Below are 13,119 nucleotides of genomic sequence, written 5' to 3' on the forward strand. Positions count from 1 at the left end.
TAAGTGTCTAACTCGCTAGTTTAGATAAATCCGCAACGCGGTTCATGGTTTGGTGCAAGATTGCCAGCAAACCTAAACGATTGGCTTTAAGTGCGGGGTCCTCTGCATTCACCATGACATTATCAAAAAAGTCATCAACAGGCGCTTTTAGTACGGCTAACGCTTGTAATGAACCAGTGTAATCACCTGCTTCAAATAGTTTATCCGCTTCTGCTTTTGACGTGTTGAGCGCCGCAGCTAATGCGATTTCAGTTGGCTCTTGTAGTAATGCATTGTCTACTTTAGCTGCAACTTCACCCTCAACCTTACGCAAGATATTACCGACGCGCTTATTGGCGGCGGCAAGGGCAGGGGCTTCAGGTAAAGTAGCAAATGTTTTTACAGCTGCAAGCCGTTGAGGAATTTCAAGTAATAACGTAGGCGCTAGTGATACGACCGCATCTACTTCTTGAACGCTTGCACCTTGGTCTTTTAAATTGACACTTAAACGGTCGAAGCAGAAAGATTTAATCGATGCTAATACTGCTGCATCAGCATCAAATGGTTGTAATGCTAGCTTGATTAAATTATCAAATGGCAATGGCAGTTTGGCATCAATCAACATCCGAATGATGCCTAAAGCCTGACGGCGTAGTGCAAAAGGGTCTTTATCGCCCGTTGGCTTTTCGCCAATACTAAATAAGCCGACCAATGTTTCAAGTTTATCGGCTAATGCAACACAAATACCGACTTTGCTACTAGGCAAATCGTCTCCGGCAAAACGCGGTTTGTAATGGTCTTCAATCGCAAAAGCGACATCATCATCCAAGCCTTCATGCTGCGCATAATAACGCCCCATAATCCCTTGTAACTCTGGAAATTCATTCACCATATCGGTGATTAAATCAGCTTTTGATAAGCGAGCGGCTTGCGCTACTTTTGCCACCAAACTGGCATCACCTAACTGACTGGCGATGGCGTTTGCAATGGCAACCACACGCTGATTGCGTTCACCCTGTGAACCCAATTTGTTGTGATAAACCACTTTATCTAAGTGCGCAATGCGGCTTTCCAAGGTCTTTTTACGGTCTTGATCAAAAAAGAATTTTGCATCAGCTAAACGCGGGCGCACCACACGCTCATTGCCACCAATCACCGCACTTGGGTCAGAAGGGTGAATATTGGAAACGATTAAGAATTTGTTGGTGAGCTTGCCCTTGCTATCTAATAATGGGAAGTATTTTTGGTTAGACTTCATGGTCAATACCAAACACTCTTGCGGCACTGCCAAAAACGCTGGTTCAAATTGGCCAAGCAACACATTAGGTCGCTCGACTAATGCCGTTACTTCGTCTAATAAATCTTCATCTTCAATCGCAGTTAAGCCTTCTTTATCAGCCGCTACTTTTAATTGGGCAGCAATATCGGCCTTGCGTGCTTCAAAGCTGGCAATCACGCTACCTTCTGTTTTTAGTTGCTGTTCGTAGCTGTCTGCGTCATTGATAGCAATGACCGCTTTGTTTGATTCAAAGCGGTGGCCCGTTGTTGTGTTGCCAGCGTTTAAGCCTAAGATGCTGACAGGCACAATATCGCTACCATGCAACGCCACTAAACCATGCGCAGGACGCACAAAATTGACTGTTTCCCAACCATCATTGATTTGGTAAGTCATGACCTTTGGAATCGGCAACTTTGCCAAGCTTTCTTCCAAAGCTTTTTGCAAGCCTTCTTGCAAAGTCGCGCCTGTTTGCGTGGCATCCAAAAATAGAATATCTGCCTTGCCGTCGTTTTCTTTGCGCAATTTGCTAACATCTTGTGCGGTCGAACCTAGGGCTTCTAATTTTTTCACCAACGCAGGTGTTGCGTTACCGCTGGCATCCAAACCAACGCTGGCGGGCATAAGTTTTTGCGCGACTTGCTTGTCTGAGGCCTTGGCTGAAACGTTAGTAATATGTGCTGCTAGTCGACGAGGTGAAGCATATACTGTAATTAATGATAGTTCTGAGGAGCCAACAGCTTCTCTTTTAATGCCATCTGACCTGGAGTCTGCTACCGGTTTTGCTGATAGCCCTTGATTAAACAATTCCTCGGCAATTACTCTTGCAAAGGACTCACCCAGCCTTCTAAGCGCTTTAGGTGGCAGTTCTTCTAAAAATAATTCGACTAATAAGTTTTGCGTGGTCATTTAGTTTCCATATATTTACTACTGTCATTCCGTGCTCGACACGGAATCCAGTGTCTTTAGTTTTGTCTTTAAAGTCGCTAGATTCCGACTTTCGTCGGAATGACGATTATGCCGCTTGTTTTTTCTTTATCTCTGTCAACACTTCATCTGCCCAAGCTTTAGGCGCCATCGGGAAGCCCAAACGCGCACGGCTATCTAAATAACTCGCAGCAACGCTTCGTGCTAAGTTACGAATGCGGCCAATGTAAGCGGCGCGTTCCGTTACAGAAATTGCACCACGTGCATCCAATAAATTAAAGGTATGCGCTGCTTTTAATACTTGCTCATAAGCGGGAAGTGCTAGTTTTTCTGTCATTAAATGTTGCGCTTGTTTCTCATGCGCATTAAAGGCAACTAGCAAAAATTCAACATCAGAATGCTCAAAGTTGTAGGCAGATTGTTCTTTTTCATTTTGTAAAAATACATCGCCATATTTCACGCCAGGTGAATATTCCAAATCATATACATTTTCTACGCCTTGCAAATACATCGCTAAACGCTCTAAACCATAAGTGATTTCACCGGTGATGGGCTTGCAGTTAATCCCGCCCACTTGCTGAAAATAGGTAAATTGCGTCACTTCCATGCCATTGAGCCATACTTCCCAGCCCAAGCCCCAGGCGCCTAAGGTTGGATTTTCCCAATCATCTTCTACAAAGCGCACATCATTTTGTTTTAAGTCAAAGCCAAGCGCTTCTAACGAACCTAAATATAAGTCCATGATGTTTGCTGGTGCTGGTTTTAGTACCACTTGAAATTGATAATAATGTTGTAAACGGTTTGGGTTTTCGCCATAACGACCATCATTTGGGCGGCGGCTTGGTTGCACATAAGCGGCTTTCCAAGGCTCTGGGCCTAATGCACGTAAGAAAGTCGCGGTGTGGCTAGTGCCAGCGCCCACTTCCATATCGTAAGGTTGTAACAAGGTGCAACCTTGTTTATCCCAATAATCTTGGAGTTTTAAAATGATTTGTTGAAAGGTTAACATCTGAATGCTTTTGAAATTGCAAAGGATTGATTTTACTGTTTTTTGCGACTTATCACAAAGGCAATTGCACCAAAGCTGAAGATAATAAATGGCCAATTACCCCAAAGCACATAAGGCGTTGTACCTGAATAGCCTTGCGCAATCACATTGAGCGTAGTGGTTGTGTCGTGTGGGGCATGCGCAATCACATAGCCATGCTGGTCAATTGCGGCGGTTGCTCCCGTATTGGTCGAACGCAGCATCATGCGGCCAGTTTCTAATGCGCGTGCTTGAGAAAATTGCATGTGTTGATCAGCCGCATAGGACTGCCCATACCACGCATCGTTGCTGATATTTACTAATAGGGTGGCTTCTGGCAATTGGCGAATGATTTCTTCACCAAATACATCTTCATAACAAATATTAACGGCGACTTTTTGCTTGTTTAATAACATGGGTGTTTGATGTGCGCCACCTCGCGACAAATCGCTGAGCGGCATGTTGAGCCAATCACGGTATATCCAGCCAAGCATATGTTTTAATGGAATAAACTCGCCAAAAGGTACTAAGTGATTTTTGCTGTAGCTTTGGGTTGGTGCAGTGCCGATACTGAATGCACTATTAAAGTATTCTTGTGTATCTCGATTATAATCAACCATACCCACAATAATATTGCTATTGAGCTGTTTGGCATGTGCGCTTAATGTCTCTTTAACGCGAGGGTCGAGTTGGCTCGCAATCACTGGTAAAGCTGTTTCTGGCAACACAATTAAATCGGCTTGGCTACTTTTCGTCATGGCAATATATTGAGCGATGGTTTGTTCTGCCGAATCTGGCGACCATTTAATGGCTTGCGGAATATTGCCTTGAATAAGGCTTACGCTCAATGGTTCACCAATTGGTGATGACCATGGCACGACTTTTATTATGCCACCGATTGCAATTAGCAGTGTGATTGCTGTGATGACGTTTCGGCGCCACACGAAGTTAATTGCTTGATGTTGATTCGCAAACCAAATGGCAATACAAGCTGCAATAGCAACTGTTATCGTTGATACACCATAGACGCCAATAATCGGCATATAACCGGCTAATGGACTATATGGTGTTTGGCTGTAACCGATTGTGAGCCAAGGAAAGCCGGTAAAAATCCAGCCGCGCACCCAGTCAGATAATCCCCATAGGATGGCAGTGCTCACACTTAAATAACCGATGCGTTTGCTCAAATAGCCAACTAGGGCGGGAAACAAAGCCATAAATGCACATAAACAAAAAGTACAAAAACCTGCAAACCACCAAGGCATTCCACCAAAATCATGCAGGCTGATATAAATCCAATAAATACCAACCGTATATAACCCCAGTCCAAATTGGAAACCAAGCATTAAAGCCGATTTTGCTGATGGCGCTTTTGTCCATAAGTAAATGATACCGATAAGTGCAACAATGGTTGCCGGAAAAAGGTAAAAAGGCGCATAACCGAGCACTGCAAGCGCACCAAGAGAAAAAGCCAATAAAGGTTGAAGTTGTTTATGCATAGATGTTGATGATGGTTGATGAATGCTTAGCTTACACAGTATAAGTGAAACCGGCAGAATGTTAAAAAAGTTAATGAAGTTGCGACTGGGTCTATCTTTCTTGACATTCATTTAATGACAGTAGACTATTGCGCTGCAGTCTACAACTAAATAGAGAGGGTAAAAAAATGAGTATGTGTTCAGAGTTTAAACAATTTGCACTTAAAGGCAATGTAATGGATTTAGCCGTTGGTGTGATAATTGGGGCAGCATTTGGTAAGATTGTTGATTCGATGGTTCAAGATATTATGATGCCTATTGTGGGTAGTATTGTTGGCAACCTAGATTTCGCGAATATGTATATTGTTTTAGGTGATATGCCAGCAGGCTTGGCCAATAATTTGGCGGCATTAAAAGAAGCCGGCGTACCTGTATTAGCTTACGGTAGTTTTATTACAGTTGCGATTAACTTTATCATTTTGGCCTTTATCATTTTTCAAATGGTACGGGTGATGAACCAATTGAAAAAAGCTGAGCCAGCACCAGCGGCAGCAGCGCCGGCAGAAGATATCGTGTTGCTGACAGAAATACGTGATGCACTAAAGAAAAAATAAGCGCCATTAGATCAATAAAATAAGTAATAAAAAAGGGCGATTTACTCGCCCTTTATTGTCACTTTCAAACATTTTAGTATGAGATTTTATTTGGGTAATTCATACGTACGTTCGGGGTCTTTAGTTGTTTCAGAACCATCATTATTCAAAAAAACAACCTGTACGACTTTGTCATCAATAAAGTCTAGTTCTGTTGTTTGGTAATAAACACCATTTTCATCTGTATTAATGTTGTGGTAATGCCAAATAGAAGCCACAATACGATTAGTCCCTTTAATCTTCACATCATCTGCTTTAGCCGGCTCGCCTAATTGCGCCACAATTGCTTTTTTATCAAGCAATTCAATCGCATCAACGAATGCGCGCTCTTCTGTTGGCAATGTCTTAACAACAGCCGATTCACTAGTAACACTTGTTGGAGAATCTGTCTGCGCTGAATCGGATGGCTTGGTGTTAACTGATGAGCAAGCTGTGCAAAAAGCCAATAAAGCAAGTACTGTTAATCGTTTCATATTGGTTACTCCAAAAATAGTAAAACTAAGAGTTAGGTGGTTTAAATTGGTTCAACCAAATCAGCAGTATCTGGTAATATTTCAACCAAAATTGCGTGTAAACGTCGACTATCAGCCCGAACAATTGTAACGCTTAAATTATCAATCACAATATGGTCGCCACGTTTTGGCATATGGCCAAACTTATTCACCACTAAACCACCAATAGTAGAAAACTCTTCATCACTAAACGTGGTGCCCATTGTCTCGTTAAAAACAGCAATTTCTGTGAGCGCTTTTACACGATAATGCTTTGCAGATTGCTGAATAATATTGTCCTCATCTTCATCATAGTCATACTCATCTTCAATATCACCCACAATTTGTTCCAGCACATCTTCAATCGTTACCATGCCGGCCACACCGCCATATTCGTCCACCACCATCGCAATATGATTACGGTTGCTTCTAAACTCTTTGAGCAGCACATTTAAACGCTTAGATTCTGGGATAAAAACAGCAGGACGAAGCATATCGCGCACTTCAAAATCTTCACCTGCATAATAACGGAGTAAATCTTTAGCGAGTAAGATGCCAATCACATCATTTTTATCATCTTCAATCACAGGAAAACGACTATGTGCTGTTTCAATCACATATGGAATAAAAGTCTCTGGCGAATCGGTGATATCAATTACATCCATTTGCGATCGCGGAATCATAATATCCCGCACTTGCATTTCGCTCACTTGTAACACACCCTCTATCATCGCAAGCGAGTCACCATCCATTAAATGATTTTCGTAAGCACTGTGCAGGAGTTCCACAAGTTGCTCGCGGTCTTCTGGTTCGCGAAGTAAAAAGTGACTTAAACGTTCTAATAAACTTGGTTTGTTACTTGTTTCCGAGTCGGAAGCCATGCAGGGCACCCTATGTAATGAGATAAGGGTTAGGATACCCCAATTGCATCAATGTTGTCACCTCAATAGACTCCATTAATGCCGCTTGCGCCTCAATTTCGTGATCATAACCATGCAAATGTAAAACACCATGCACGGTTAAGTGCGCATAATGCGCTTCAATTTTTTTGTTTTGCGCATTTGCCTCAGCTTCAACCACAGGCGCACAAATAATAATATCGCCCATTAAATGCGGCTCTTCTGCCAATGGAAACGTCAATACATTGGTTGCATAATCTTTACCGCGATAGGCAAGATTAAGTGCACGCCCCTCTAGCGCATCAACAATACGAATAGTCACTTCAGTATCTACGCGCAATGCTGCTTTTGCCCACTTTCTAAATTGCGATGACGTGGGGATATTGCTTTGTTCGCTAGCAATTTGTAGATTAAATTGAATACTTGGCATGGGTGTTGACATTATATAATCAAACGCGTCGTTGATTAAACTTTTCAATATGCTGCTCAATATGAGTTACACCTTAAAACAGGGTAACGTGAGGCAATGAATAGATGAAACATACATTCTCTGATAGCCAATAGTGTCACGCGAAAACGTAATTTATCTTCAGCTTGATTTCCGCACCAGGACAGCGTTTAACTTGCATAGATATCAGTCGTAAATCATAATAATCACTAAGCAATAACAATAAATCAAGTGAATCATGTTTCCCTTAACAATAAAAACTGGACTTCCCAGAATATTGTAGACGTTTTCTAGTTTCCTTTTTGTAACTCTTCAAACATCATCGGACTCATCTGATTGAGATGACTGTGCCGACGTTTACGATTATAAAACACTTCAATATATTCAAATATCTCTAATTTAGCTTCCTGCCTTGATACGTAAATCTTTCGTTTGATGTGCTCCTTCTTCAAGCTACTAAAGAAGGATTCTGCTACTGCATTATCATAACAATTGCCACGGCGACTCATGCTTGGCTCTAAACGATTGTCTTTGCACCATCTAATGAAATCATCACTGCCAAATTGACTGCCTTGATCGGAATGGATAATCACTGGCTGTTTTGGTTTACGTCTCCATACGGCCATCGTTAAGGCATCTAATACGATTTCTGTTGCCGTCGTAGGCTTCATTGACCAGCCAACCACTGACCTTGAATAAAGATCAATCACCACAGCAAGATACAACCAGCCTTGATAGGTGCGGATATAAGTAATATCTGTCACCCAAGTTAAGTCAGACTGCGGTACTGTAAACACTTGCCCAAGTCTATTCGGTGATGCTATAGATGGTCGTCCAGACTTATAGTGTGGCTTACGATAGCCTCAAATAGATTTGAGCTTAGCATTACGTATGATTTTAGCCACGCGATTCTCGCTGCATATAATGCCAGCCTCTCGTAAATCGTAGTGAATACGTGGACTGCCATAAATGCCATAGCTGTCTTCGTAGGATCGCTTGATTTCAACAAGTAGTGCAGCGTCTTCAATTGCTCGGTTGGATAGTGGCTTTAATTTCCAGTCGTATGAACCACTACGATGCACTTTTAGTACACGACACATACTCATTAAGCGAAACACTTGGCGATGCTGGTCAATAAATGCGTACTTTAATCGGACAGCTTGGCAAAGTACGCCACGGCCTTTTTTAGGATGTCACGCTCTTCAGTGGTGCGCTTGAGCTCTGCTTTCATCCTTTGCAACTCTTGTTTGAGTGCAACAATATCTTTTGAGTTTGGTAAATCACCTAGTTGGCTTTGCTTAAGCCAAGCGTATAGGCTTTATATCTGAAACACCTAAGCGCTTTGATACTTCAACGACACCATGACCACGCTCAGTGATTTGTTTTATTGCTTCAGCCTTAAATTCAGCTGTATATCTTGTACCTCTCATTTACTACTCTCCAGTTCAGTTTCGACATTATTGAATGTCTACTGAATTCTGGGAAGTCCATCATTTGAATAATTTTCTGCATCAAGAGTGGACTCGCGGTATGCGTAGTCAGAAATCGCTCAGTATTTTGGTAATCGATATTGATTATTTTAAACGTTACAATGATGAATTTGGACATATCCTCGGCGATATTTGCTTAATCCGCATTAGCGATGTGATTAAAGCATGTACAAGACGTTCTAGTGATTTAGCTGCGCGATTCGGAGGTGAAGAGTTTGTGGTCGTATTGGGTGAAACATCGCTAGTAGAAGCCATGAACATCGCTAAAATGCTTTGCAAAAAAATCGCTCAGCTCGCTATTCCAAGTGCCAATAAAAGCGTTGTGACTGCAAGCATTGGCGTGAGTAATATAATGCCTAGTCAAGATACTGATGAGATAGCGTTGATGATGCAGGCTGATGCTGCATTATATATGGCCAAAAACAATGGTAGAAATCGTGTAGAAGCTTATACAGAAATTTAAATCAAAGTCATTGCCAATTAATACTGATCGTTAATCTTAATAATAGGCAGACATGCTACTGGTGCGAAAAACCATATTATCTAACTTTAAGATAGAGATAAGGGTAATTGATAAGCGAATCATCTCACGCCCTTTGCCGAATAGAGACTCGTTATGGTTGGTTATTGGCTTCGTAACTTTCATAGGCATTGATAATTTTTTGCACCAAAGGGTGACGCACAACATCAGCTGCTAAAAAGTGTGTCATGGCAATACCTTTGACATCTTTGAGGATTTTTTGCGCTTCAATTAACCCACTTTTTTGATGGCGTTGTAAGTCAATTTGCGTCACGTCGCCTGTAATCACCGCTTTCGTACCAAAGCCAATACGGGTTAAAAACATCTTCATTTGTTCTGGAGTCGTGTTTTGCGCTTCATCTAAAATAATAAAACTTTGGTTAAGGGTGCGACCGCGCATGTAGGCTAGCGGGGCGACTTCAATGGCGTTGCGTTCAAACATTTTATTGACGGTGTCATAGCCGGCTAAATCATATAAAGCATCGTATAGTGGTCGTAAATAGGGGTCTACTTTTTGGTTTAAATCACCAGGCAAAAAGCCTAAGCGTTCGCCCGCTTCCACCGCGGGGCGAACGAGTACGATGCGTTTAACGCGATCGCGCGTCATTGCGTCAACTGCGCTAGCAACGGCTAGATAAGTCTTGCCTGTTCCCGCTGGTCCAATACCAAAAGTGATGTCGTAATCTTGAATTTGTTTGAGATATTCAATTTGACGGGGTGTGCGGCCATGTAAATCGCCACGTCTTGTCATGAGTACGGGCATACCTGCACTGGTATCCACTTCATCTGGGCTGAGTTTTTCAATTTCGACTAATCCCAGCTGAATATCTTCTAGTTCAATTGGTTTTTTTGCGCGAATATAAAAATTCTCAATCAGTTGCGCTGCCATACGCCTATTTTCCTGCTTGCCAGTAATGCTTAATGTGCCGCCACGGCGGTTAATATTTACCTCAAGCGCTGTTTCAATCTGTTTGATATTTTCGTCTAAAGGGCCGCAAAGGTTGGCGAGGCGCGTATTGTCTTCTGGTTGTAATGTAATTTCCATAGTGTTGAATTGTCTATTCGATCAATTCACCTTGTAAGCGTTTGGGGTTATCTGTATTGGTGATTTTTACCATCACGAAATTGCCGATTAAGGCTTCATTTTTTGCAATAGTGACAATACGGTTATTATCCGTTCTGCCAGCCAATAATGTACTCTCTTTTTTAGAAACACCTTCGACCAATATTCGCTGCGTTGTACCTAACATCGCGTGGCTAATCGCATCGCCTTGTAAATTATTGATGGCTTGTAACTTGTTAAGGCGCTCCAGTTTTATCTGTTGTGGTGTGTCGTCTTCAAGAAAGGCAGCAGGGGTGCCTGGTCGCGGGCTGTATAAGAAGCTAAAGCTATAATCAAACCCAACATCTTGCATCAACTTAACTGTTGATTCAAAGTCTTTTTCTGTTTCTCCTGGAAAGCCGATAATAAAATCAGACGTAATGGTGAGATTGGGATTGGCGGCTTTTAATTTGCGAATAATACTTTTATATTGCAAAACAGTGTGATTGCGTTTCATGGCCATTAAGATGCGATCGCTACCCGCCTGCACAGGTAGATGCAGTTGGACTGCTAGTTTCGGCACATGTTTAAAACAATCAATTAGACGATCGCTCATTTCATTTGGATGGCTAGTGGTAAAGCGAATGCGTTCAATTTGTGGAATTTCAGCAATGATTTCTATTAGCATTGCCAAATCTGCTTCTACATCTTCGTACTCAGCGCGATACGCATTGACATTTTGCCCGAGTAAGGTGATTTCTTTGACACCTTGCTGCGCTAATTGGACGGATTCAGTAAGGATATCTTCAACAGGTCGGGAAACTTCCTCACCACGCGTATAAGGCACAACGCAGAAACTGCAATATTTGCTACAACCCTCCATGATGCTGAGAAAAGCGGTTGCACCCTCTACTCTTGGGGGAGGCAAATGATCAAACTTTTCTATTTCAGGAAAGCTAATGTCGACTTGAGATACACCAGTTTGCTGGCGATTTTTAATCATTTGCGGCAAACGATGCAAGGTTTGCGGGCCAAAAACAACATCTACATAAGGCGCACGCTTGATGATGTTATCGCCCTCTTGCGAAGCAACGCAGCCACCAACACCAATGACTAAACCTGGATTTTTTTCTTTTAATGGGATAAACCGTCCAAGATGGCTGAATACTTTATCTTCTGCTTTTTCGCGGATGGAGCAGGTGTTCAGTAAGATGACATCTGCATCTTCTGGCGAGTCGGTCTCTACCATGCCATCGCTAGCTGCTAGCATATCTTTCATCCGAGACGAATCGTACACATTCATCTGGCAGCCGAAGGATTTTACAAATATCTTTTTAACGTTTGGTTTTGTCACAAAAAATAGGCTTAACAGAAAGTGATATAAGAATACTATTTTAACGCATTTACTGCATCTACGCATTTTGTCAATCGCTGATTGATAGGGGAAACCCGATTAGCAAGGTAAAATAATGACATCTTTTTGAAGTGAATTTTGATATGCAAGCGCTACCTATTTTTATGAATATCGTCAATCAGCATTGTGTTGTGATTGGTGGTGGGGATGTTGCAACACGCAAAGTGATGATGTTGCTCAAGGCGCAGGCGGCGATAACCTTGATTTCGCCTGCGGTTTGCCACGAACTGCAAGCCATGATTGATAGAGATAAAATAAAGCATATCAATACAACATTCACACCAGATCATATACTTGGTGCGCGTTTAGTCATTGCTGCCACAGATGATGAACGGATAAACGAAGCCGTCTCTAAGGCGGCGCAAGCGGCTAATATTCCAGTGAACGTAGTGGATGCGCCAGCATTATGTACATTTACCATGGGCTCAATTATTGATCGCAGTCCCATTGTGATTGCGGTTACATCTGAAGGAAATGCGCCAGTTTTGGCACGCTATGTGCGCGCAAAAATTGAAACAATGTTGCCTGCCGCTTATGGTCGGATTGCTGAAATTGCAGGTGAGTTTCGTGAGCAAGTTAAAGCTAAATTTACCACAACACAGGCAAGGCGGATTTTTTGGGAAGGCATCTTGCAAGGCCCTTTAGTAGAGCGTGTATTATCCGGCCAAGATCAAGCCGCGCGCACGTTTCTTCAAAATAAGATCGCAGAAGCTGACAATACAAAGCAGCAGGGTGAGGTGTATTTGGTCGGAGGTGGGCCTGGCGATCCTGATTTACTCACTTTTCGGGCATTGCGCTTAATGCAGCAGTGTGATGTTTGTGTGTATGACAAGTTAGTTAGCCCTGAAGTAATGGAGCTGGTGCGACGTGATGCAGAATTAATTTATGTTGGGAAAGCCCGTGATCAACATACCTTGCCGCAAGAGGAGATTAATCAATTATTGGCCAGATTGGCGTTAGAGGGTAAGCGTGTGTTGCGGCTTAAAGGTGGTGATCCTTTTATATTTGGTCGCGGTGGTGAAGAAATTCAGACATTAATGCAACATAACGTGCCATTTCAGGTCGTACCAGGGATTACAGCGGCCAGTGGTGTGGCTAGTTATGCGGGTATTCCGCTAACACATCGCGATTATGCACAAGCTTGTTTGTTTATCACGGGCCATCTAAAGGATGGTTCTGTTGATTTGGATTGGGCTGCAATGGTGCGCCCTAAGCAAACATTGGTGATTTATATGGGTTTAATTGGCCTAGAAAGTATTTGTCAGCAATTGATTGAAAACGGTATGACGGCAAGTATGCCGATCGCCATTGTTCAGCAGGGAACAACACAACGACAGCGCGTGGTAACAGGCACTTTGGATGATATGCCTGAAAAAGTGAAGTTGGCGAAGCTGAAGGCGCCTTGTCTTATTATTATTGGTGAAGTCGTTTTATTGAGAGAAAAATTAAATTGGTTCAATCCAGCCGAGTGAATA

Annotated in this window: 11 protein-coding genes and 1 pseudogene; 3 read left to right on the top strand and 9 right to left on the bottom strand. The window is 42.4% G+C overall.

The features are described 5' to 3' along the window. Nucleotides 1–7: 7 nt before the first annotated feature. The 3 genes from glyS to lnt form a co-directional block, all read right to left on the bottom strand. Nucleotides 8–2,164 (bottom strand): glycine--tRNA ligase subunit beta, encoded by a 2,157-nt coding sequence (glyS, locus tag KFB94_07670; protein ID QVL45141.1) that lies wholly within the window; start codon nt 2,162–2,164, stop codon nt 8–10. Between the two features lie 106 nt (nt 2,165–2,270). Then, nucleotides 2,271–3,191, bottom strand: coding sequence for a glycine--tRNA ligase subunit alpha (gene glyQ / locus KFB94_07675; protein QVL45142.1), 921 nt, complete (start codon nt 3,189–3,191; stop codon nt 2,271–2,273). A 32-nt stretch (nt 3,192–3,223) separates the two neighbouring features. Continuing rightward, nucleotides 3,224–4,708, bottom strand: a complete 1,485-nt coding sequence (gene lnt / locus KFB94_07680; GenBank protein QVL45143.1) for an apolipoprotein N-acyltransferase — start codon at nt 4,706–4,708, stop codon at nt 3,224–3,226. Nucleotides 4,709–4,875: 167 nt separating this feature from the next. Here lnt and mscL point away from each other — a divergent pair, with 167 nt between their 5' ends. Further along, entirely contained in the window at nt 4,876–5,301 is a 426-nt protein-coding gene (gene mscL / locus KFB94_07685) for a large conductance mechanosensitive channel protein MscL (GenBank protein QVL45144.1), read from the top strand. 86 nt (nt 5,302–5,387) lie between these two features. Here the strand turns inward: mscL and KFB94_07690 are convergent, their stop codons facing one another. The 4 genes and pseudogenes from KFB94_07690 to KFB94_07705 form a co-directional block, all read right to left on the bottom strand. Next, nucleotides 5,388–5,813, bottom strand: coding sequence for a hypothetical protein (locus tag KFB94_07690; GenBank protein QVL45145.1), 426 nt, complete (start codon nt 5,811–5,813; stop codon nt 5,388–5,390). A gap of 41 nt (nt 5,814–5,854) precedes the next feature. Then, nucleotides 5,855–6,712: a CBS domain-containing protein gene (locus tag KFB94_07695; GenBank protein ID QVL45146.1), complete on the bottom strand. Its 858-nt coding sequence runs from the start codon at nt 6,710–6,712 to the stop codon at nt 5,855–5,857. Between the two features lie 10 nt (nt 6,713–6,722). Continuing rightward, a complete protein-coding gene (gene ybeY, locus KFB94_07700) occupies nt 6,723–7,160 on the bottom strand; it encodes an rRNA maturation RNase YbeY (GenBank protein ID QVL46624.1) in 438 nt (145 codons plus the stop codon). A gap of 308 nt (nt 7,161–7,468) precedes the next feature. Beyond that, a pseudogene (locus KFB94_07705) lies at nt 7,469–8,608 on the bottom strand (IS3 family transposase). A 34-nt stretch (nt 8,609–8,642) separates the two neighbouring features. Between KFB94_07705 and KFB94_07710 the strand changes: the two are divergent. After that, on the top strand, nt 8,643–9,131 hold the full coding sequence (locus KFB94_07710; GenBank protein ID QVL45147.1) for a GGDEF domain-containing protein: 489 nt from the start codon (nt 8,643–8,645) through the stop codon (nt 9,129–9,131). A gap of 151 nt (nt 9,132–9,282) precedes the next feature. On the opposite strand, the gene KFB94_07715 is transcribed toward KFB94_07710, so the two are convergent. Beyond that, complete coding sequence (locus KFB94_07715) at nt 9,283–10,233, bottom strand: PhoH family protein (GenBank protein ID QVL45148.1); 951 nt, start codon at nt 10,231–10,233, stop codon at nt 9,283–9,285. A gap of 13 nt (nt 10,234–10,246) precedes the next feature. Further along, a complete protein-coding gene (miaB, locus tag KFB94_07720) occupies nt 10,247–11,650 on the bottom strand; it encodes a tRNA (N6-isopentenyl adenosine(37)-C2)-methylthiotransferase MiaB (GenBank protein QVL45149.1) in 1,404 nt (467 codons plus the stop codon). Between the two features lie 77 nt (nt 11,651–11,727). On the opposite strand from miaB, the gene cobA reads away from it, so the two are divergent. After that, on the top strand, nt 11,728–13,116 hold the full coding sequence (cobA, locus tag KFB94_07725) for a uroporphyrinogen-III C-methyltransferase (GenBank protein ID QVL46625.1): 1,389 nt from the start codon (nt 11,728–11,730) through the stop codon (nt 13,114–13,116). Nucleotides 13,117–13,119 lie beyond the last annotated feature (3 nt).

The organism is Methylophilaceae bacterium (assembly GCA_018398995.1).
GTDB lineage: Bacteria > Pseudomonadota > Gammaproteobacteria > Burkholderiales > Methylophilaceae.